This is a genomic window from Mesorhizobium sp. CA10 (assembly GCF_020165285.1).
Taxonomy (GTDB): Bacteria; Pseudomonadota; Alphaproteobacteria; order Rhizobiales; family Rhizobiaceae; genus Mesorhizobium.
This window is the reverse complement of record NZ_JAIUHV010000008.1, coordinates 23,463-44,797: the sequence shown is the minus strand read 5'-3', so window position 1 is coordinate 44,797 and position 21,335 is coordinate 23,463. Positions and strand designations below refer to the sequence as shown.

The following is a 21,335-nucleotide window of genomic DNA, read 5'->3' as shown; positions in this document are numbered from 1 at the left end:
ATCCAATGTCGGCGGGATCAGGCGGGCAGCGCCTCGGAGAACTCCACCGCCCTGCCCTGGCCGGGTGTCGCGATCTCGCCTTCCCACATGACGCGCGTGCCGCGCACAATGGTGCCGACCGGCCAGCCGGTGACCTCTTTGCCGTCATAGGGCGTCCATCCGGCCCTGGAGCCGGCCTGCGCATTGGTAATGGTCTCGCGCCGCTTCATGTCGACGATCGTGAAATCGGCATCGTAGCCGGCGGCGATGCGGCCTTTCCTGGCCATGCCGAAAATGCGCTGCGGACCATGGCTGGAAAGGTCGACGAAGCGCTGCAGGCTGAGCCGGCCGGCATTGACGTGGTCGAGCATGATCGGCACCAGCGTCTGCACGCCGGTCATGCCGGACGGCGAGGCCGGATAGGGCTTCGCCTTCTCGGCCAGCGTGTGCGGCGCGTGGTCGGAGCCAAGGACATCGACGATGCCCTGCGAAATGCCGTGCCAGACGCCTTCACGATGGCGTGGCGCCCGCACCGGCGGGTTCATCTGGATGAGCGTGCCAAGCCGCGCATAGTCGTCGGCGCTCAGCGTCAGATGATGCGGCGTGGCCTCGCAGGTCGCGACATCCTTGTGCTGCTCGAGGAAGACGATCTCCTCGGCCGTCGATATGTGCAGCACATGGATGCGCGCACGCGTCTGCCTGGCGATGCGCACCAGCCGCTCCGTGCAACGCAGCGCCGCGATCTCGTCGCGCCAGACGGGATGCGACGACGGATCGCCGTCGACGCGCTCGCCGAGCCGTTCGCGCAGGCGGAACTCGTCCTCCGAGTGGAAGGCGGAGCGGCGGCGGGTGTTGCGCAGGATCGAGGCGACGCCTTCGTCGTCCTGGACCAGAAGGTCGCCGGTGGACGAGCCCATGAACACTTTTATGCCGGCCGCGCCCGGCAGCCGTTCCAGTTCGCCGACATCACGAGCATTGTCGCGCGTCCCGCCGACCCAGAAGGCGAAGTCGCAATGCATGCGGCCGGTAGCGCGGCGCACCTTGTCGGCAAGTGCTGCCTCGCTGGTGGTCAGCGGATTGGTGTTGGGCATTTCGAAGACGGCGGTGACGCCGCCCAGCACCGCGGCGCGGGAGCCGGTTTCCAGATCCTCCTTGTGCTCCAGCCCCGGTTCGCGAAAATGCACCTGGCTGTCAACGACGCCCGGCAGGATGTGCAGGCCCGTGCAGTCAATGGCTTCGCCGGCCGAAGCTTGGCCGAGATCGCCGATCCGCGCGATGCGTCCGGCCTTCACGCCGATGTCGCGCCGTCCCTCGCCGTCATGGTTGATCACCGTGCCGCCTGTCAGGATGAGGTCGAAGGTGGTTGCCATGGGCAGGTCCAATCTCTTGCGGGGGGAGTGTGGCCGGCTTACGTAATGACCGGACGTTTTGCAAGATCAGGCCGATTTCACGCCCATGCCCTTTGCCCAAATCAAAGACCGCGCGCTCGTTTCCGTGTCGGGCCCCGATGCCGAGCATTTTTTGCAGAACATCCTCACCACCGATCTCGACATGCTTGCGCCCGGTGAGGCGAGACCCGGCGCACTGCTTTCGCCGCAGGGCAAGATCCTGTTCGATTTCCTGGTCTCGCGCGCCGGCGACGATGGCTTCCAACTGGAATGCCGGGCCGACATCGCCGACGACTTCGTGCGCAGGCTGATGCTTTACCGGCTAAGGGCAAAGGCCGAGATCGCCAAGCAGGATCAGGTGCTTGTCACAGTCGCATGGGGTGATGATTCAACCGCCTCACGTTCTGATTCAACAGCGCTCTCCGACACGCGGTTTCAAAATATCACGGTTACGCGCACTTATGGCGGCGAGGCGCGGGACGGCGGCGACCCGAATGGCTGGCTGAACATGCGCATCGGCAACGGCATTGTCGAAAGCGGCAGCGACTACCAGCTTGGCGATGCCTTCCCGCATGACGTGCTGCTCGACGAGACGGGCGGCGTCGGTTTCAAGAAGGGCTGCTATATCGGCCAGGAAGTGGTCTCGCGCATGCAGCATCGCGGCACCGCGCGGCGTCGTGTGCTAATCGCTTCGGCCGACAGCCCCCTGCCCGCCGCCGGGACCGAGCTAACCGTGGCCGGCCGACTGGTGGGCACGCTCGGGTCTGTCGGCCACCGGACCGGTCTCGCCATTGCCCGCATCGACCGCGTCAAGGCGGCGCTGGATGCCGGCGAGGCGATCACGGCGGGCGAGATTCCGGTAAGGCTCGCCATTCCCGCCTGGGTGAAGTACACCTTCCCTGAAGGTGCGGCCAGCGCGGAGGAGGCCTGATGGCGGCCGACCGGGCCGGCGCGCCGCCGCGCGCCTGGCAACGCATGCTTTCCGGCCGGCGGCTCGACCTGCTCGATCCCTCGCCGCTGGACATCGAGATCGCCGATATCGCGCACGGGCTCGCCCGCGTCGCGCGCTGGAACGGCCAGACCAGAGGCGAGCACGCTTTCTCGGTGGCGCAGCATTCGCTGCTGGTCGAAGCTCTCTACGGTGAACTGGTGCCTGCAGCCCCGGCCGAGGCGCGGCTCGCGGCGCTGCTGCATGATGCGCCGGAATATGTCATCGGCGACATGATCTCGCCCTTCAAATCGGTGATGGGCGGTTCCTACAAGGATTGCGAGCTGCGCCTGCAGCGCGCGATCCATCTGCGTTTCTCGCTGCCGGCGGAACTCGCCGCCTCCTTGCGCAACGACATCAAGCGCGCCGACCAGATCGCCGCCTATTACGAGGCGACGCTGCTGGCCGGCTTTTCGACCGCTGAGGCGACCGAGTATTTCGGCCGGCCGCGCGGCTTCTCCGCCGATAGCTTCGACTTCACGCCAAAATCCGTGACCTGGGCGCAAACAGCTTTTCTCAGGCGTTTCAAGACGCTGGAAGCCAGGCGCCAGTCGTCGCGCGCGGTCAATTCCACCTCTTGATAGAACGCTAAATTAACCGGCGAGCAGGACAGTATTCGCGTTCGGTCACGATCCGAAGGCGTGCTCATGCCCGGCGCACATGTCAAGACTGGTTCGTTCGCCGGCAAGCGAAAAGCGGCCGGTGTTGGCCCGGTGCGACGAATAGCCGAAGAACTTCGCGCGCAGAACGAGCGCTTCGCGGCGGCTGTCGAGAATATGTCGCATGGCCTGTGCATGTTCGACGCCGATGAGCGGATGATTATCTGCAACCGCAACTACATCGAGATCTTCCGCCTGGACGCCAAAGTGGTGAAGCCCGGCATTCGTTTCTTCGATATCCTGCAGCACAGCGTCGACATCGGCGTCGCCGCGCAGAGCGCCGACGAGCTTTACGCCATCCGCAAGCCTTACATCGACGGCGCCAAGCCTTCGACCTACGAGGAAATTCTGTCGGACGGGCGCATCATCGTCATTTCGCACCGGCCGATCGCCGTCGGCGGCTGGGTGTCGATCTACGAGGATGTGACGGAGCAGCGGCGCGCCGAAGCCGAGTTGAAAGAGCAATACCGCCGCTTCGACGCCGCGCTCGCCAATATGTCGCAAGGTCTGCTGATGTACGGCGCCAACGGCAGGATGATCGTGCGCAACAAGCGTTTTCTGGAGCTCTTCAACGTCACCGCAGCGGATTTCCCGCTCGGGACCACCCATCGCGATGCGCTCGAGCGACTGCTGCAACTCGGCGTCTACACCGAGCTTGACGTCGACAGCGAGGTCGCCAAGGCGGAGGCCAGCCTGAAGGCGACAAAAATGCATTCGACGTATCGCCAGCTTACCGACGGCAGGACGGTCCTGGTCGTGCGCCAGACGATGCGGGGCGGCGGCTGGGTGGCGACGTTCGAGGATGTTACCGAGCGCCGGCGCGCCGAAGAGCGCATGACACATCTTGCGCATCACGACACGCTGACCAACCTGCCCAACCGCTCGATGTTTCGCGAGAAACTGGATCAGGCGCTCGGCGAGACCAAGGCCAAGCCGCTGGCGATCTTTTCGCTCGACCTCGACCGCTTCAAGGCCGTCAACGACACGTTCGGCCACCCGGCCGGGGACTGGCTGCTGAAATGCGTCGCCAAACGGCTGCAGCATGCCGTGCGCGGCAGCAAGGACGTGGTGGCGCGCTTCGGCGGCGACGAATTCGCCATCATCCAGTCGAGCATCAAGAGCGTCGCCGACGCCGAAAAGCTCGCCAAGCGCATCGTCGAGATCGTCGGCAAGCCCTATCGCGACAAAGGGCGCGAGATGCATGTGGGCGTGAGCCTCGGCATCGCGCTCTATCCCGGCGACGGACATGATGCCGACACGCTGCTCACGAACGCCGACATGGCGCTCTACCGGGGCAAGAGCGAAGGGCGCAACGTCTATCGCTTTTTCGAGCCGGGTATGGATGCGCTGATGCGGGAGCGCCGGGCGCTCGAGGCCGATGTCGAAGGAGCATTTTCCAAGCGCGAATTCGAGCTGGATTTCCAGCCTATCCTCGACATCGGCTCCGGCAAGATCGTCGGCGCGGAAGCCCTGATGCGCTGGCGCTCGCCGGCGCGCGGCCTGATATCGCCGGAGACCTTCATTCCCGCCGCCGAGGAGACCGGATTGATCGTGCAGCTCGGCGACTGGGCGCTGCGCAAAGCCTGCAACGTCGCGGCCAATTGGCCGCGGAATATGCGCATGGCCGTCAATGTCTCGCCCGCGCAGATCAAGAGCGGCGGCTTCGCGCGCAGCGTGATCTCGGCGCTCGCCTTTTCCGGCCTCCCGGCCGACCGCCTGGAGCTCGAAATCACCGAGACGGTGATGATGGACGAAAGCGACGCGGTGCAGACGACGCTGAGCCAGTTGCGCGGTCTCGGCGTGCGCATCGCGCTCGACGATTTCGGCACCGGCTATTCCTCGCTCGGCTACCTTCGGCGCTTCCCCGTCGACAAGATCAAGATCGACCGCTCCTTCATCCGCGATCTCGACAAGCGCGACACGGCGGCGATCGTGCGCACGGTGATCGGGCTCGGCGCCGAGCTCGGCATCACCGTCACCGCCGAAGGGGTCGAGACCGAAGCGCAGCTCGATATGCTTCGCAAAGCCGGTTGCGGCGAGGCGCAAGGCTTTCTGATCGGCGTGCCGGCCAAGGCGTCCGACATTGGCAGGCTGCTGCGCTCGCAGGCGCTGTTGCGCCAGTCAGGCTGAGGACCAAAGCGCGTCGCACCAAAGGTCGGGCGACGCGCTTCAAGTCAGCGCAGCGTCTCGATGTATTTCTCGTGGAAAGAGACATAGCCTGGCTCGACCACCTTGAGGTGCCGCTCGATCAGACGGTGAAATTCCGGCAGCTGGTGGAACGGCACGCCGGGATAGGCGTGGTGCTCGGCATGATAAGGCATGTTCCAGGCGAGCTTGCGCACGAACCAATTGGTCAGCGTCGTGCGGGTGTTTTCCAGCATGTTGGCGACAAAGGGACAGCGGCCGTGCTCGGCCAGCAGATAGAGCCTGAGGAACGGCTGGCCGAGCAGCGCCGGCACGATCCAGACATAGAGTACCACAGATAACTTGAACCAGACCGCAAGCGCCAGCAGGACGACATAGAAGGCGATCATCACCCTCGCCTCGGCCTTCACTTTCGGCAAGCCCTTCGGCGGCACGTAAGTGTCGCGGCAGCGCCCCATTGCATTGGTGTAGAGCGTCTTGAAATGCCCCCACCACACCGGCAGCCCGGAGACGTGGACGATGTATTGTCGCATCGTCTCAGGCTTCGGGAATGCGAGTTCCGGATCGTTTTCGGGATCCTGGGTGAAGCGGTGATGGGCGAAATGGAAGTAGCGGAACCAGTCGGCCGGCAGCGCGAGCGCCAGGCTGCAAAAGCGCGCGACGGTATCGTTCAACCACTGCGTTTCGAACGCCGTCCTGTGCACCGTTTCATGCAGCAGCGTGAACAGGAAGACGATCAGGATGCCCTGCGGCAGCATCAGGACCGGCCAGAAACGCACCTTGGCCGCGATCAGCGCGCCGAGGAGGATGATCGCGCCGAGATGGAGCGCGAACTGAACAAGGGCCGGCCCATCCGATTTGCCGGTCAGCCGACTGCGCTCCTCATTCGTCAGCGAGGCTATCACGGAGCGATGGTCGATGGCTGCGTCGTGGTCGATTGCGTTCATGAGATCACGATACCCAGAAACAAACCTCTCGAAAAACGAGGATTTCTGCGAAATAGGTAAGGTAATCCTCTCTCTTTCGGATTGTCATGGCCGCCCTTCGCTCCTTGCGCGGACCGACTGAGGACCGACCGGCGCATCTTTCCCATCCTGGCGCAACTGCTTCGAGGCGACGGGGAAGCGAAGCGGACCACGCAATGCAGAGCGGTCTCTCCGCGTATTCGTCGCGGGCAGCGCTCGATCTCGCCATTTCAGGGCTGGGCATGGCGCTAGCGCAAGGCGCAAGGCGCCGACTGCGCCCAGGCGCTGGAAGACGGCCGGCTGGTCCGGCCCGTTGCCAGATCGCTGGAGTTGCGCCAGCCCTACTGCCCGACGATCCCGGAACGCGGCGCCGGACGCGATATCGTGGCGGCGTTCCGCGAATGGCTGATTGGGGAATGCGTGCGCGCGGTTGGATCGCCGGCGCTTGGCGCCGCAACTCAGCGCCGTCTTTGACCGAATTGGCCAGGGGCACGACGCGGCGGCTCGGGTATGATTGCCTGCTGAGCCGGTTCGGCACGCGGTCCGTGGGCAAATCCACCCGGCACGAACCCAAGCACGATTATGGCGGCGATGAAGCTGTATTGCAGGATGTCAAAGGCCGGCGGCGGAAGACTGCCGGGAAGAACTGAAATTGCAAGCTTCGGCGCAAGAACGCCGAACCCTACCGCGGCCGGCCAACCAATGTCGCGCACGCGGGCGAATACCATCCAAATGATCGCGACGATGGTGGCAAAGCCCATCGCCACAAGGATGGAGATATAGACCGTGCCGATGGCGGAGCTCTTTGCCTCCATAGCGAGCCCTCTGGCGACCATGCCGGAAGCAAGTTGCTCGGCGGATTTCGGCTTATCGTGCATCCCATAGTCCGGCGTCCTCAGTTCCTCGACAAAGGACTTTTGGCTCAGGGCCATACTGTTGCCGTCTACCGCATAGATCTGCCTTTGAATGTTCTCTTTGGTCCCGACCAGAAAATGCTGGATAGGGTCCTTGGCAAAATCAAACCCGATCAAGAAGACCAAAAGAACGAGGTAAAGAATTTGGCCGCAATTGCCCGATTGAAACAGCCTGATCATCTTTTTAGAGCCTCTGGGCAATCCACAATATACGCGGAATAGCAAGCCGGGCTTAAGACGCAGTTAGGCAGTTCTGCGCAAATTGAAGAAACGGCGGGCCAGGATATTCGCTTAGAGATGCCCGGCCAGCGCCGCAACCATGTCCTTGCTCGTCGCCACTGGAACGATCTCGAACTCGACGAGGTCGTTCCACTCGATGGCCCAGCGCTGCAGGATCGTGACGTCATCGGCCTCCACCAACATGAAGCAGCGGCTCATATCGGCCGCGATCCAGGAGTGGTGGACAACGAGCTCATCGGGCTTCAGCCGGCCCTTGTCGCGGAAGCGGCGATAGATCTCCTTGCGGTCCGCGCCATGAAAGTCCTCGATCACTAGGAACAGCATTTGTTTCCCTCGGTTTGAGTGATTGCGAATTGGGGAATTGAGGAACTGGGGAACTGGGGAACTGAGGAACTGAGGAACTGAGGAACTGAGGAGATTAAGAAATGATGGGCTGATGACGCAAAGACAGATGGTTCCGCCAGACACTCCATTCTTCAGTTCTTCAGTTCTTCAGTTCTTCAGTTCTTCAGTTCTTCAGTTCCCCAGTTCCTCTTCTCCCGCCGCTACTTGTCCGGCCTTTCCAGGCGCTCCAGGAACCACTGCGTCAGCCGCACCCAGAGCTCGTCCTTCTCGCCGGAATCCTCCCAGCCATGGTCGAGGTTGGGATTGTCGTTGACCTCGATGACGAAGACCCCGTCCTTGGTCTCCTTGAGGTCGACGCCGTAGAGCCCGTCGCCGATGCATTTTGCCGCCCGCACCGCCGTCTCGACGACATGGGGCGGCGTCTGCTTCAGCGTGAACGTCTTGATGCCGCCCTGGTCGGGCTTGCCGCTGGCCTTGTGGTTGACGATCTGCCAGTGCTTTTTCGCCATCAGATAATGCACGGCAAACAGCGGTTGGCCGCCGAGCACGCCGACGCGCCAGTCATATTCGGTGGGGATGAATTTCTGCGCGATCAAGAGATCGGAATCGTCCAGCCATTCGGTCGCGAGCTTGGTCAGCTCGGCCATGTTCTCGCATTTCTTGACGCCGCGCGAGAAAGACGAATCCGGGATCTTCAGCACCAGCGGAAAACCCAGTGTCTGCGCCGCCACCTCGAAGTCGGAGGTACCGGCAATCATCACCGTCGGCGGCACCGGCACTTTGTTGTAGGTCATCAGCTCGTTGAGATAGACCTTGTTGGTGCAGCGGATCATCGACAGCGGATCGTCGATCACCGGCATGCCTTCCTGCTGGGCGCGGCGCGCGAAGCGGTAGGTGTGGTTGGAGATCGCCGTGGTCTCGCGGATAAACAGCGCGTCGTAGTTGGCGAGTTTGGCGAGGTCCTTCCTGGTGATCGGCTCGACCTCGACGCCCATCTTCTCGGCGATTCTCGCCCAATAGCGCAGCGAGGAAATCTCCGACGGCGGCAGTTCCTCATGCGGGTCGACCAGCGTCGCGAACGTGTAGCGCGCCGGCGTGCGGCCCTTGGTGTCGCGCCATTCGCGGTTGGTGTAAGTGTCCAGGCACTGCAGGAAGAACTCTTCCTCATCCTCGGACATGCGGGCAAGCGGCAGGAAGCCGATCTTGCGGATCGAGGCCCATTCGGCGCTGTCCTTGATATGGACCTCGAGCGCCGGCGCGCGGAACCAGTCGAACAACAATTTGGCGAAACGATCCCATACTTTCGACGGGCCGATGCCGAAGAAGATCGCGACCTTGGCCGGAAAAATCCCGCCGAGATCCTTGCGGCATTTGTTCAAGGCAAGCTCGAGCTCCGGCAGAGCGTGCTCGTAGAGCTTGCGCTCCGAAAGGTCGATCATGGTCTCGACGGTCGGGATCACCCTGTGGCCGCGCGAGCCCGCGAGAAGCGAGGCGTAGTAGCCGCGGCTCTGGTAGCCGTAATTGTTCGACAGGTTGATCACCTTCGGCCGCTGGCCGCGGAACAGCGCCGGATGCGCGAGATAGTCGCGGTTGGTGATGATCTTGTGGGGTGTGGCCACCTGATCGAGATCGTTCTGCCTGCCTGTCAGGATAACCCAGGTCATTGTCTCAGCGTTTTCCCAGAGTGATGGCGGCGCGCAAACCGTCGCGGCCGAACTGCGCCATATTCATGAAGATGTCGTAGGGCACCGGAATGTTCGCGGCATCGAGGATCGTTTCCTGCCTTTCATCCTCGACCCAGGGATCGTGGATCAGGATATGGTCGCCATCGTCGCCGATGGCCAGCACCCAATGCGGCACCTTCTTGCCGAACATCAGGAAGCCACTGATCAGGACCACAACCAGCTTGCCCTCGGCAAGGGCGTCACGGATGTCGCCGATGCCGAACGGACGGTAATTGACGGGGATGCCGTAGAGTTCGGCGCGACGGCGGAAATCGACCTGGGCAAGCTCCATCACCCGGCGCTTGTCCTCGCTCCTCACCGACTGCAGGAACAACGCGCCGTAAAAGGAGACGAATATCTCGGCCGCAAGTCCGCTCTCATAGCCGGCGACCGCCAGGCCGAAAGGCTCGCAGCCGCCAGGGCCGGACATCATGAAGACAGTGGTCGCCTCGCGCCACAGGCGGATTTCCATGACCGGATCAGGCACGAAGCCAGGATCGAAATTGGCCATCGCCATCATCAGGCAGCAAGGGCCGCAGGTGAACTCGCAGGTCTGCTGGTAGAACGGCACCCTGGTCGCGGTCGGGGTGTCGCCGCGCAGCGTCTTTTCGTAGCGCAGCGCCGTGGCACCATCCTCGTAATATTCGGGCTCGCGGCCCAGTTTTCGATAGCCGGCCTGCTCGTAGATACGAATGGCGCGATCGTTGTCCTCGCGCACTTCGAGGCGCAGCAACAGCCGGTCGTGCTCGAAGGCCGCGTCCTCGGCGGCCGCCAGCAGAAGGCGGCCGATACCGAGCCGACCGAAGAATGGGCCGACGGCGATGGAATAGAGCCGCGCCACTCCGCTGCCCTTGCGAAACAGCACCACCGCATAGCCGGCGACACGGCCCTCATTCTCAGCGACCAGCATCTCGGCGGTTTCGCGTTCGATGAACTGGCGGAAGGAGCGGCGCGAGAGCCTGTCGCCCGGAAACACCGCCTTCTCGATGGCGGCGAGGTCATCGACGTCTGACGCACGGGCCTTGCGGATCTCGGCAGGCATGCGGGCTTGGGAGAACCTCGATTGGATTAAAGAAAGCGGCCCCGGTGGATGCGTCGCGAACACCGGCCGGACCGCCAGTATTCATCAAGCGCTATCGCTCCTTGATTAGGGCTGAATTGTGACAGTTTCCGCCCCGGCTGGAAAGGGCAAAGCGTTTGAACAGGACTGCCGTTCAAAGGGCTGCCGGCCGCCGAAAAAGGCAGCCGGTTCAGCTCGATATGCCTGCCACGAGCTGGCCATAAGCGGTTTTTGCGACATCCGACAGCCGCTCCGGCGGCAACGAGCCGACGACGGCGCAAGCATAGCCTTTATCCAGCCAGTAGACCGCCTCCGGTTCGCCCCCCTCGGCAGTATAGGTGCCCTTGGACGTCGCCGACGATTCGGCGGTGACGAAGAGCGAGATGCGCTCGCCCTTGGCGTCCTCGTAGAGCAGCATCGCCGCCTTGCCTTGGCCGCCGGCCGGCAGCAGCCGGCCACCGACCAGTTGGAAGCCCTCGGCCGCCAGGTCGGGCGCGACCAGCTTCAGCCCGACTCGGTTCGACAGCCAGGTCTGGAGATGGTCCTTGTCGCTTGCCGGGACCTCGACGGCATGGCGCTTCTCGGCGGCGTACAAGACATGGGCAGCGATCGCCTGCTCGGCGAGCTGGTCGTCGCCGTCGTCGCCGCGGCTGACGCTGTCGATGCCGGCGACATAGCCGCCGAGGCCGCCCACAGCGAGCACAACGGCGGCTGCGGCCGAGAGCCACCAGCGCGAGCGCCAGGGCGATGCTTTTGCAGGCGCCTCGCCAAGCACGACCTGCCGCAGCCTTGCCGGCACCGGCTCTTCCATCACGCCGGCCAGGGCGGCGCGCATGGCGGCGCGGTCGGCGATGTAGCGCGCGGACTTTGCCTTCATCTCGGGATTGGCTTCGAGCCAGGCGTCGTAAGCCATGCGCTCCTCGCCCGGCAGCTCGCCATCGAGGGCCATATGGATATCGCGTTCGGAAAAATCGCTGCGGGTCATTTTTCGACGATCCTTATCGAGCGGCGGCGCGATGTGTCGTCGAGCAATCCTCGCAATTCCTCGCGGCCGCGCGCGATGCGCGACATCAGCGTGCCGGCCGGCACGCCAAGGATGTTGGCGGCCTCGGCATAGGAAAAGCCCTCGATGGCGACCATCACCAATGCCGCGCGGCGATCGGGGCTGATCGCCTGCAAGGCATCCATAATCTCGCGCGAGGCGATGGTCTCGACCTGATCGGCGGGCGCGGCTTGGGCCTCACCGGCTTCGAGAGGCAGTATCGCCGCCTCGCCTCGCCGGTTGACCTTGCGCATCTGGTCGATGAACAAGTGATGCATGATCGTAAACAGCCACCTCCGGGGGCTCTCTCCAGTCTGCCAGTTGTCGAGCCGCACGAGCGCCCGCTCCAGGCAATCCTGGACCAGGTCGTCGGCGGAATCGCGCTCGCGCAGCAGCGAGCGCGCATAGCGCCGCAGCCGCGGTATTTCGCTCAGGATCGCTGCCTTCTTGTCGTCCATGACCGCTTGTTTCGAGGTCGCTTTCCATCCGGATAGAACGCGCCTTTGCGGCGCGGTGCAAGCAGTCAGCGCGAAGCGGCCCAACCGCTGCGGTTACCCAAGCATATTCAAAACGATGGCGCAGGCCGGTTTATTCCCGACTCAAAGTGCGCAGGACGGATTGTGTTTAATTACGTAATATAGCTATACTAGGTATATCACGTATGAGGTGACCAATGAAGCAATTCACCTTTTCAGATATGAACCGCGCGTCGGGCGAAATCCTCGAAACGGCGATGATTGAGCCCGTCGCTCTCACAAAACGCGGCAAGGAGAAGCTGATCATCCTATCGGCCAGACAATACCGGCAACTCGTCGGTTCGTCTCATGCCGCCGCTTACACGCTGGAGGGCGCACCGGACGAGGTCCACGACGAACTGATGTCGGGGTTGGAAGCCATCATAGTCGGTGATGAGCCGGATGTTTAAACCCGGCGACCTGCTTCGATACCACTATTTGTGGGCGCGGCAGGCCGATGCCGGTGAGGAATCCGGCCGCAAGGCGCGCCCTGCCTGCATCGTGGTCAGAGCGCCGACCGCGCCGGCTACGCTGTTCCTGTTCCCGCTTACGTCGCAGCAACCCGACGCGACCCGCACGTACATTGCAGTCAGTGAGATCGAGTGTCGGAGGGGCGGCCTCGATTTTCCGTCATGGCTGATCCTCGACGAGTACAACCGGGTGCGGACCGACGAAGCTTACGACCTCGTCACGGTGAAACCCATCGGTTCTTTCAGTCCAGCATTCGTTCGAAAGATTGCTGGCCGCATCAAAGAGGCAGCCGACCAGCGCCGGCTGCGCGGGATCGTTCGAAAATAGCCGCAACGACCCAAGGAGCTCCAGCCTCTCACGCTTCCCTCGCCGCCCTTGTCAGCAGCCGCTGATAGAACAGCCCTATCCCGATCAGCACGGCACCCAGACCGATGAAGGACAGCGCGCGCAGCACGCCTTCGAGTTCCGACATGTCGAAGAGGAAGACTTTCAGCACCGCAACCGCGATCAGCGCCGCCGACGCGATGCGCAATACCTGCGATTTCAGCCGGACGCCGGCGGCGAGCAGCGCCACGCCGATGACCAGCCAGAGCGCGGAGTAGGTATAGGTCTCGAGCTGGCCGAGCCCGCTCCACAGGGCGATGAACTCGCCCTTGAACAGGCGGCGCACCGAGAGCGTGGCATAGGCGAAGGCAAGCAGCGCGGCGATCAGTGCGAGCATTGCCGCATACCATCGCGGGCGCTTGTCGCGGACATAGAGTGCCAGCGCCCCGGCGGCGACCGCCGGCAGCAGATAGGCGAGAAACAAAAGATTGAAGACGGGAACCGTGCCGGTCGACTCGTCCGTCAGCAGCGGGTTCAGCACGACGAAATGCTGGACGGCGATCAGGCCGGCCGAAACCACGCCGGCGGCCATCGAGCCATAACGCAGGACCGAGCTCGGCGAACGCATGTCGATGGCGACCAGTATGGCGCCGGCGCCGAGCGCGATCAGCGTGTAGATCGCCTGTTCGGCAAGAGTGACTGTGCCGGTGTCGATGACGCCGCCATGCATGGCATGGCGCACCAGCATGGCAATGGTGAGCAACGCGAACAGCGCGGAGGCCGCCTCCATCGCAAGACGCGGCCGGCCATTGGTGGTGCGGGCGAGCTGCCAGGCGGCGAAACCGAAGGCGAGCGCCGGCACGCCATAGCCCGGCAGCAGCCAGTTCAAGACCGGCGTCCTGGCGAGAGACGCCGCGCCGACGATGGTCGGATCGAAGGCGACGCGGCCGAGCACGGCGACCGCCGCGCCCACCGCGATCCAGCCCAGCACGGGGTAGGTGCGCCGGCGCGTTGCCAGCGCCGGGACGACAGCGGCGGCGCCGAGCAGCAGGGTCGTCCAGCCGGAGCCGAAGGCCATGTGCAGCATCAGCAGGCCTGCGACGCCGGCGCCGCCGAGCGCGAATGACACGGCCGGGCCGCCGGCCAGCGGCGGCTCCTCGGCGCGCGCGATCCATTCGCCCCCGGCGGCGAAGGCAAGCGCCAGCAACAGGGCCGGCAGCGCATAGCCGAGATCGCGGTCGATATCGCCGAAGGTCAGCCACAGCGCCAGAAGCACCACCAGCGGTGCAATGACGCCCCAGGCCGCCCAGCAGGCCGCGCGCACTGGAGCGGCAGCGGCGAAGCGGCGTGCCGCCCAGAAACCGGCGGCGAGGAAGATCATGCCGAGCGCGACGCCGATGCGGAAAGTCAGCACGTCGGACGACGCCAAAGGCTGAGCGTCGAGCCCGACATCGAGCGCATCCGCCCCGATCGAGGCGGGCGGGATGATACCCAGATAGATCATCACGGTCGCGATGCCGGCGGCAAAGACGAGCGGAAGCGCGCGCGGCCGGTAGAGCGCCGCCGCGACCAGCGCGGCCAGCAGGATCGCCCCGTGCAAGGCATCGCCGGCACTGGCAAAGGCCGGATCGACGGACAGGCCGAGCGCGCTCAAGGCGATGAAGAAGCCGGGAACGATCGAAGGCCAGTCGAAGCCGCGCGCCGTATCGTCGCGGCCAGTAACCAAGAAAAGGCCGAGCCAGACGAAAGCCAGCACGGCGAGCGTCGCCAGGCTGATGAACAGGACGGCGGCGAGGTTCACCTCCGGCGCGTCGACCATATAGAGAATGGTCCAGACGCCGGCGCCGGCAAAGGCCGCGGCGACCAGCGCCCTCCAGTCGCGGATGCGGGCGATTGCCGCCGTGGCGGCAAGCACGATCGCGAGATAGACGAACAAGGCCCAGGGATTGGGTGCTTCCGAGGCGACCAGCGCCGGCGTGACCATGGCGCCGACGAGGCCGATGCCGGCCAACGCCAGGCCATGCAGGAGCGAAGCGCCAATGGTCGCGACGCCGATGACGCCAAGCAGCGCGAAAGCCGTCGCCGGACCGATGAAGCCATAGATGGCGTGCGCCGCGTAGACCGTGCCGAACAGGATGAAGGCGCCCGCCCCGGTCAGAATCGCGGGGATGTAGGCGCCGGCGGCGCCCTGCACCGGCACCCTGAAGCCGGTGCGGCGGATGAATTCGGCGCCGGCAATCAGCACCAGGCCGAGGATGCCGGCCATGGCGAGGCGCACGCCAGGGCCGAAAATGCCGGCCTCGATGGTGTAGCGGATCAGGAACAGGCCGCCCAGCGCCAGCGCGATGCCGCCGACCCAGACTGCCCAGCGAGTGCCCAGCGCTGTTTCGACATCGGTTTGGCGCGCCGCCTTGGGGGCCTCGGGAGATCCGGCCGCGGGCGTCTCGGCTATGGTGGCGGGTTGCGCCGGTGCGGCGGATTGCACCGGGGCCGCCTTGCCCTTCGTCCAGGGTCCGGCCACGGCCTCGCCTTCGGCGGTCTCGGGCGTCTCGACGACCTCCTCGGCCACGGTCGCGCCATCCGCCAACGGCGCGGCAGGCGCCGCGGCTGCCTTGGTCTCCTCGGGAAGACTTTCCTGCGCGGCGTCCGCCGCGCTGGGCGCCGACAGCGGAGCCCCAGACTGCACCAGGCCGCGCAGGATACCGAGCTCGCGCTCGACCAGCGCGATGCGGTTCTGCTGTCGTGAGACGATGACGAAAAGAGCTATGACGGCGGCAATGGCGATCAGGCTGAAAAACATGGCGGTTTCCCCCAAAACCAGGCCAGTCGTGGCCAATAAATGCGGCAATGAGACGGCTGGTGCAAATCAGCGTCCTGCCAGCTAACAAGATCGAGCATGTTTCGTCGCCGATTGCCAGCAACTTGCCGGTTTGTCCAATGCCAAACCGCCGAAGCGGCTGACGGGAGTCTGTGAACGCGGCCGTGAAATACTCGTGCTATTCTCGCGCGATCGAAGAAATGCCGTGAGGTGACCGATGCCGCAACGAAGCGCCGGCCTGCTGATCCATAGGCGAGCCTCAGGTGTGTTCGAATTTCTGCTCATTCATCCTGGCGGACCTTTCTGGTCCAGAAAGGATGAAGGCGCGTGGTCAATCCCGAAGGGACTGATCGGCGACAAAGAGGACGAGCTCGAGGCCGCCAAGCGTGAAGCCGAAGAGGAGCTTGGGGTCGCCATCGACGGCGATTTCCAGCCGCTCGGCAGCTACAAGCAGCCGGGCGGCAAGATCGTCATCGCGTGGAGCGTCGAGGCCGACATTGATGCCAATGCCGTCAGGAGCAACATGTTCACCATGGAATGGCCGCCGAAATCGGGGACCATGAAAGCGTTTCCCGAAGTCGACAAGGCCGGCTGGTTTTCGCTGCCCGAAGCTGGCATCAAGATTCTCAAGGGCCAGCGCCCCATGCTCGATGATTTCCTGGAGCGGCGGGGCGCGGATTAGGCGGTTGCCTCTGCTATCCCGCCTGGCCGGCAATCGCCTTCACCGCCGCATGGTGCCGGCGCAGCGCGGCCAGAAAGCCGGCGCGGGCATCGGGCGGCTCGAGGCCGCGCGGCTCGTAGACATGGCGGGTGAAGAAGAAGCCGCTCAGCCGGAAGGCGTCTTCCAGTGCTTCCGCATCGGCGCGCAGGCCGGAGCCGCGCTGCAGGAAGGCGGGAAGCGCCAGCATCTTGTCATGCCAGGGCGCGCCGGCGCTGCGCGAGACGGCGCGTCCGGATTTCGGCGACACATAGGCGAGATCCTGCCTTGAGCCGGTCGCCGCGCAATTGCTGAGATCGAGGCCGAAGCCCAGTTCGTCAAGGATGAGCAGTTCGAAGCGCGCCACCAGCTCGCCAGCCGCATCGGCATCGCCGAGATGGGAGATCATCACGGCAAGGGCCTCGTAAAGGCCGCCATGGGCATCGCGCTCCGGCAGCAGCCTCAGATGCGCGGCCATGGTCTGCAGGCCGTAGACGGCAACCGCACTGTCCATCAGCCGCGCCGCGTTCATCTCGATCGCCTCGGCCTGAAAGATGCCGAGATGCTCGTCGAGCCGAGCCCGCCACAAAAGGTCGACGCGGTTGCCGGGCTGCAGCACCGGCTGCTGCTTGCGCGAGCGCCCTCCCCGTACAAGGCCGAGATGACGGCCATGCGCGCGCGTCATCACCTCGAGGATGGCGCTGGTTTCGCCATGCCTGCGAGTGCCGAGAACGATTCCCTCGTCGCGCCATTCCATAATACGAGCTTTTCACCCGTTGGGTCGCGAAATCAAGAGAGGGAAGAGTTGTACGCATGATGTGCGTACGCTATATTTGACGTAAAGGAAGATACCCATGCCCAAAATAGCTACCGACAAATCCGAGCGTTTCAACATCCGCATACGGCCGGCGCAAAAGGCCATGATAGCTCGCGCGGCGGCGCTGTCGAACAAGGATATGACCGACTTCATCCTCGACAAAGTGCTGCCCGAGGCTGAGGCCGTGATCAAGGCGGTCGAGAAAATTGAGGTCTCCGAGCACGATTTCAAGCGTATTCTCGATTTGCTTGAGCATCCGCCTAAGCCCAACGCGAAGTTGCGGGCTGCCATCGCAGCGCTTCCTGACACCATATGACGCTGCCAGGTTGGCACGAGGAGCCGATTTCGAAATCGCATGATCGTGCGTCCTTCGACTGCGGCGACGAGCAGATGAACGATTTTCTGCGGCGCTTCGCCAGGCAGAGCCATGAGCAAAACGCATCGAAAACGTTTTGTGCTGTCGACGGCGCAAATCCAAGCCGCATTCTTGGCTTCTATACGATCGCTCCGTCCGCCGTTGCCCACGAGCAAGTGCCAGCGACCCTGACCAAGGGGCTCGCCCGACATGAAGTGTCCGGTTTCAAGCTTGCCCGCCTTGCAACCGATCTGACCGTGACCGGACAAGGGCTCGGTGGCCAACTCCTCGCCGCAGCGGCCTTGCGCTGCCTGCGGGTTGCGGCCGAAAGCGGCGGCCTCCTGCTGATCATCGATGCCAAGAGCGAGCGCGCCGCTAGCTGGTACCGCGGATATGGAGCCGAGCCACTTTTGGAGCGGCCGCTGACGCTTGTGATGCCACTGGCGTCCTTTGCAGCTGATTTCAGCGGCAAAGGCCTATTGTAGTCCCGTAACCCAGCGCCGATGATCGGCAAGCACCGCGTCGATCACGCGGCGCTGCCTTTCGGCCTCTGCCTGGTTGGCGTCGTGGCCGGCGACGGTGATCAGCGCCTTCCACAGCGCCCAGCCGCGACCACGCGCCCAGGTGGCGTCATCGACGGCAATGCGGGTGCGAAAAGCCTCGCGGCTTTCGCCTTCGAAGAACGTCCAGCTTATAGCAAGATCGCAGGATGGGTCGCCGATGCCGCAGGTGCCAAAATCGATGACGGCGCTCAAGCTGCCGTCCTCGACCAGAAGATTGCCCGAGGCGACATCGCCGTGGAACCAGACCGGCGAGCCATGCCAGGTGGCGGCGAGTGCCGCGTCCCACACGGTGGTCGCGGCTTGCGTGTCGATCCGGCCTTCGAGCGCGGCGATGGCCTGCCGCGCCTCGCCGTCATAGACACTCAGCGATCCACCGCGATGGAAATTGTGCTGGCCGGGCGCGGGCCCGTCCGTCGGTTCGATGCCCCTCAAAGCGACAAGGAAATCAGCGAGCGCGACGGCAAACGCGGGGAGATCGGCAATGCGTGCATTCCTCGCCGTCTCGCCCTCGATCCAGCGATAGACGGACCAATGCCAGGGATACCCCGCCGCCGGCTCGCCCATGGCCAATGGCGTTGGAATGGGCAGCGGCAGGAGCGGCGCAAGTTTCGGCAGCCAGCGATGCTCCTTCTCGACCTGCAGCGAATAGGGGGCCGCGCTTGGCAGCCTGATGGTCATCTCATCGCCAAGATGGAAGGTGCGGTTATCCCAGCCGCCGAACTCGACCGGGCTGACCGGCAGATGCCGCCATTGCGGAAACTGTGCATCGACCAGCCGGCGGACGAGATCGGTATCGATGGTTATCTTTGGATTATGCAATGTCGCTGGCCCGTTGCCGGGTCCTTCTACGCGGCATGCATCAATGGGGAAACTCCAGCCCCATCTCGCGGTAGCGCTCGGGGTCGTCGCCCCAGTTCTCGCGCACCTTCACAAACAGGAAGAGGTGCACCTTCTGCTCCAGAATGCCAGCGATCTCCATCCGCGCGGCTTGCCCGATGGCGCGGATCGTCTCGCCCTTGTGGCCAAGCACGATCTTCTTCTGGCTGTCGCGCTCGACATAGATGACCTGCTCGATGCGCACCGAGCCGTCCTTCTTCTCTTCCCATTTCTCGGTCTCGATATGCGAGGAATAGGGAAGTTCCTGATGCAGTCTCAGATAAAGTTTTTCGCGCGTGATCTCGGCCGCGAGCTGGCGCATCGGCAGGTCGGAGATCTGGTCCTCCGGATAGTACCAGGGACCGGCCGGAAGCGTCTCGGCGAGATAATCGAGCAGGTCCTTGCAGCCGGAGCCGGTCAGCGCGGAGACCATGAAAGTGCGCTTGAACGGCACGCGTTCGTTCGCGGTCGCGGCCAGGGCGAGAAGCGTTTCCGGCTTGACGCGGTCGACCTTGTTGAGAACCAGAAGCATCGGCTGCCTGACGTCCTTCAGCCGGTCGAGGATGGCATCGGCATCGCCCTTGATGCCGCGCTCGGCGTCAATCAGCAGCACTACGACATCGGCATCCTTGGCGCCGCCCCAGGCGGTGGTCACCATCGCCGTGTCCAGCCGCCGCTTCGGCTTGAAGATGCCCGGCGTGTCGACGAAGACGATCTGCGCGTTGTCATGCGTGGCAATGCCGCGCACGATGGCGCGGGTGGTCTGCACCTTGTGGGTGACGATCGACACCTTGGCGCCGACGAGCTGGTTGACCAGCGTCGACTTGCCGGCATTTGGCGCGCCGATCAGCGCTACGAAACCGGAGCGCGTCGCGGGGACTTGAGTGGTTTCCGTTTCTGTCATGCCGCGCTCCATACGCCTTCGCGCAGCAAAAGAGTAGCCGCCGCGGCCTGCTCGGCCTCGCGCTTGGAGCGGCCGCTGCCGACGGCGGGCGCGAAAGAGCCGACTTTTACGCTGACCGTGAACACTGGGTCGTGGTCCGGTCCGTCACGGCCGTCGATATGGTAGGCGGGCACGGCGCCGGCGGCGGCCTGATGCGCCCATTCCTGCAATTCGGTCTTGGCATCGCGGCGGGCAGCGCGCATCGCCTGCGAGCGCGGCTGCCAGTAGCGGTGGATGAACGCGCGCGCCGCGTCCATCCCGCCGTCGAGATAGAGCACGGCGATCAGCGATTCCAGCGCATCGGCGCGCAGATTGGTGCGCTTGCGGCCCTCGAGATTGCGCACATCGGAACCGGCGCGCACCAGTTCCGGCAGGCCGATCTGTTCGGAGATTTCCGACAGCGCCTCGGCATTGACCAGCGCGTTGAGGCGCAGCGAAAGCTCGCCTTCGGCGGCATCGGGAAAGGAGGCGAGCAGCATGTCGGCCACGACGAGGCCGAGAACGCGGTCACCCAGGAATTCGAAACGCTCGTAGTCGACGCCGGCATGGGTCGAACGGGCGCTGGCATGGGTCAGCGCCCGCTGCAGGCGCTCGCGGTCGGCGAAGACATGGCCGGTGCGCTCGACAAGCGCTTCGGCAAGGGCATCGGCGGTCAAACGCTTGCTGGCCGCCATCGCTCTAGTGGACGAAATGGAACAGGCGCCCGGCGCGCATCAACGACGGCCATTTCCATATCTCGAGCGGGCTCGCCTTGCCGGCGATCGAGAAGAAGATGAGGTTGGCGCGGCCGACAAGGTTCTCGGCCGGCACATAGCCGACGGCAAAGCGGCTGTCGGAGGAATTGTCGCGATTGTCGCCCATCATGAAATAGTGCCCAGGCGGCACGACGAATTCGCGCGTGTTGTCGCCGATCGAATCGGAATTGATGTCGAGCGTGTCGTAACTGACGCCGTTCGGCAGCGTTTCGCGGTAGACATCGATCGGCCGGTTTTCTTCGGTGACATCGGGATTGTCGATCTGGCCGGTCTTCACGCGCGGCACGCCGACGTCATTGATGAAAAGCTGGCCGTCCTTCACCTGAATCTTGTCGCCGGGCAGGCCGACGACGCGCTTGATGTAATCGACCGACGGATCCGGCGGGAACTTGAACACCACCACGTCGCCGCGCTTGGGCTCGGAACCCCAGATGCGGCCCGAGAAGAGATCGGGACCGAAGGGCAACGAGTAACGCGAATAGCCATAGGCCCATTTGGTGACGAAGAGATAGTCGCCTTCGAGCAGCGTCGGCCGCATCGAGCCGGACGGAATGGAGAAAGGCTGGAAGAGCAGCGTGCGGATGACGAGCGCGAGCAGCAGAGCCTGGATGATCACGGAAAAGGTCTCACCAAGCCCGCCGGATTTCTTCTGCGATTTTTCAGCCACGCTCATGTCGTCCTCGATTGTGCGATGTTGGTATAGAGTCTCGGCGGGCGCTGGGCAACGTCATGCCGCTCGTGGTCAGATGGAA

At 64.0% G+C, this 21,335-nt stretch carries 22 protein-coding genes; 8 read left to right on the top strand and 14 right to left on the bottom strand.

Annotation, left to right across the window (positions count from 1 at the left end):
* Window positions 1–17: 17 nt before the first annotated feature.
* Window positions 18–1,349, bottom strand: coding sequence for a dihydroorotase (locus LB535_RS17525; RefSeq protein WP_224633100.1), 1,332 nt, complete (start codon window positions 1,347–1,349; stop codon window positions 18–20).
* A gap of 85 nt (window positions 1,350–1,434) precedes the next feature.
* On the opposite strand from LB535_RS17525, the gene LB535_RS17520 reads away from it, so the two are divergent.
* From LB535_RS17520 to LB535_RS17510, 3 genes are all read left to right on the top strand, one after another.
* Window positions 1,435–2,298 carry a YgfZ/GcvT domain-containing protein gene (locus LB535_RS17520; protein ID WP_224525123.1) on the top strand — a complete coding sequence of 288 codons (864 nt, stop codon included), beginning with the start codon at window positions 1,435–1,437 and terminating at the stop codon, window positions 2,296–2,298.
* The gene (locus tag LB535_RS17515; protein WP_224525126.1) at window positions 2,298–2,936 is read left to right on the top strand and encodes a YfbR-like 5'-deoxynucleotidase; all 639 of its coding nucleotides are present in this window, start codon (window positions 2,298–2,300) and stop codon (window positions 2,934–2,936) included. The genes LB535_RS17520 and LB535_RS17515 overlap by 1 nt, the downstream gene beginning before the upstream one ends.
* Window positions 2,937–3,002: 66 nt before the next feature.
* Complete coding sequence (locus LB535_RS17510) at window positions 3,003–5,144, top strand: putative bifunctional diguanylate cyclase/phosphodiesterase (protein WP_224525130.1); 2,142 nt, start codon at window positions 3,003–3,005, stop codon at window positions 5,142–5,144.
* Between the two features lie 44 nt (window positions 5,145–5,188).
* Here LB535_RS17510 and LB535_RS17505 read toward each other — a convergent pair whose 3' ends face one another.
* The 7 genes from LB535_RS17505 to LB535_RS17475 all read right to left on the bottom strand — a co-directional run bounded on the left by LB535_RS17505 (window position 5,189) and on the right by LB535_RS17475 (window position 11,907).
* Window positions 5,189–6,079, bottom strand: a complete 891-nt coding sequence (locus LB535_RS17505; RefSeq protein WP_318012316.1) for a fatty acid desaturase family protein — start codon at window positions 6,077–6,079, stop codon at window positions 5,189–5,191.
* A 503-nt stretch (window positions 6,080–6,582) separates the two neighbouring features.
* Entirely contained in the window at window positions 6,583–7,218 is a 636-nt protein-coding gene (locus tag LB535_RS17500; RefSeq protein WP_224633098.1) for a hypothetical protein, read from the bottom strand.
* A gap of 111 nt (window positions 7,219–7,329) precedes the next feature.
* The gene (locus LB535_RS17495; RefSeq protein ID WP_224627528.1) at window positions 7,330–7,602 is read right to left on the bottom strand and encodes a DUF3303 domain-containing protein; all 273 of its coding nucleotides are present in this window, start codon (window positions 7,600–7,602) and stop codon (window positions 7,330–7,332) included.
* Window positions 7,603–7,823: 221 nt separating this feature from the next.
* Window positions 7,824–9,287, bottom strand: coding sequence for a RimK family protein (locus LB535_RS17490; RefSeq protein ID WP_224525143.1), 1,464 nt, complete (start codon window positions 9,285–9,287; stop codon window positions 7,824–7,826).
* A 4-nt stretch (window positions 9,288–9,291) separates the two neighbouring features.
* Window positions 9,292–10,389: a GNAT family N-acetyltransferase/peptidase C39 family protein gene (locus tag LB535_RS17485; protein ID WP_224633097.1), complete on the bottom strand. Its 1,098-nt coding sequence runs from the start codon at window positions 10,387–10,389 to the stop codon at window positions 9,292–9,294.
* Between the two features lie 208 nt (window positions 10,390–10,597).
* Complete coding sequence (locus LB535_RS17480; RefSeq protein ID WP_095766943.1) at window positions 10,598–11,392, bottom strand: anti-sigma factor family protein; 795 nt, start codon at window positions 11,390–11,392, stop codon at window positions 10,598–10,600.
* Complete coding sequence (locus LB535_RS17475; RefSeq protein WP_224525150.1) at window positions 11,389–11,907, bottom strand: RNA polymerase sigma factor; 519 nt, start codon at window positions 11,905–11,907, stop codon at window positions 11,389–11,391. The genes LB535_RS17480 and LB535_RS17475 overlap by 4 nt, the downstream gene beginning before the upstream one ends.
* A gap of 215 nt (window positions 11,908–12,122) precedes the next feature.
* Between LB535_RS17475 and LB535_RS17470 the strand changes: the two genes are divergently transcribed.
* Both LB535_RS17470 and LB535_RS17465 read left to right on the top strand, forming a co-directional pair.
* Entirely contained in the window at window positions 12,123–12,374 is a 252-nt protein-coding gene (locus LB535_RS17470; RefSeq protein ID WP_224525153.1) for a prevent-host-death protein, read from the top strand.
* On the top strand, window positions 12,367–12,762 hold the full coding sequence (locus LB535_RS17465) for a hypothetical protein (protein ID WP_224525155.1): 396 nt from the start codon (window positions 12,367–12,369) through the stop codon (window positions 12,760–12,762). The genes LB535_RS17470 and LB535_RS17465 overlap by 8 nt, the downstream gene beginning before the upstream one ends.
* 28 nt (window positions 12,763–12,790) lie before the next feature.
* Here the strand turns inward: LB535_RS17465 and LB535_RS17460 are convergent, their stop codons facing one another.
* Window positions 12,791–15,559 carry a DUF2339 domain-containing protein gene (locus LB535_RS17460; RefSeq protein WP_224633096.1) on the bottom strand — a complete coding sequence of 923 codons (2,769 nt, stop codon included), beginning with the start codon at window positions 15,557–15,559 and terminating at the stop codon, window positions 12,791–12,793.
* Window positions 15,560–15,794: 235 nt separating this feature from the next.
* Between LB535_RS17460 and LB535_RS17455 the strand changes: the two genes are divergently transcribed.
* A complete protein-coding gene (locus tag LB535_RS17455) occupies window positions 15,795–16,259 on the top strand; it encodes an NUDIX domain-containing protein (protein WP_140842497.1) in 465 nt (154 codons plus the stop codon).
* A 13-nt stretch (window positions 16,260–16,272) separates the two neighbouring features.
* Here the strand turns inward: LB535_RS17455 and recO are convergent, their stop codons facing one another.
* Window positions 16,273–17,031 (bottom strand): DNA repair protein RecO, encoded by a 759-nt coding sequence (gene recO / locus LB535_RS17450; protein ID WP_224633095.1) that lies wholly within the window; start codon window positions 17,029–17,031, stop codon window positions 16,273–16,275.
* A 97-nt stretch (window positions 17,032–17,128) separates the two neighbouring features.
* Here recO and LB535_RS17445 point away from each other — a divergent pair, with 97 nt between their 5' ends.
* Window positions 17,129–17,407 (top strand): DUF1778 domain-containing protein, encoded by a 279-nt coding sequence (locus tag LB535_RS17445; RefSeq protein WP_224525163.1) that lies wholly within the window; start codon window positions 17,129–17,131, stop codon window positions 17,405–17,407.
* Window positions 17,404–17,931, top strand: a complete 528-nt coding sequence (locus LB535_RS17440; protein ID WP_224525165.1) for a GNAT family N-acetyltransferase — start codon at window positions 17,404–17,406, stop codon at window positions 17,929–17,931. The genes LB535_RS17445 and LB535_RS17440 overlap by 4 nt, the downstream gene beginning before the upstream one ends.
* Here the strand turns inward: LB535_RS17440 and LB535_RS17435 are convergent.
* From LB535_RS17435 to lepB, 4 genes are read right to left on the bottom strand one after another with little or no spacing between them, the layout of a single operon-like run.
* Window positions 17,923–18,828, bottom strand: coding sequence for an aminoglycoside phosphotransferase family protein (locus LB535_RS17435; protein WP_224525169.1), 906 nt, complete (start codon window positions 18,826–18,828; stop codon window positions 17,923–17,925). The genes LB535_RS17440 and LB535_RS17435 overlap by 9 nt on opposite strands.
* A 40-nt stretch (window positions 18,829–18,868) precedes the next feature.
* Window positions 18,869–19,801: a GTPase Era gene (era, locus tag LB535_RS17430; protein ID WP_224525172.1), complete on the bottom strand. Its 933-nt coding sequence runs from the start codon at window positions 19,799–19,801 to the stop codon at window positions 18,869–18,871.
* Window positions 19,786–20,520, bottom strand: coding sequence for a ribonuclease III (rnc, locus tag LB535_RS17425; RefSeq protein ID WP_411969587.1), 735 nt, complete (start codon window positions 20,518–20,520; stop codon window positions 19,786–19,788). The genes era and rnc overlap by 16 nt, the downstream gene beginning before the upstream one ends.
* On the bottom strand, window positions 20,507–21,256 hold the full coding sequence (gene lepB, locus LB535_RS17420; protein ID WP_095766934.1) for a signal peptidase I: 750 nt from the start codon (window positions 21,254–21,256) through the stop codon (window positions 20,507–20,509). Before lepB ends, rnc begins: the two co-directional genes overlap by 14 nt.
* Between the last annotated feature and the right edge of the window lie 79 nt (window positions 21,257–21,335).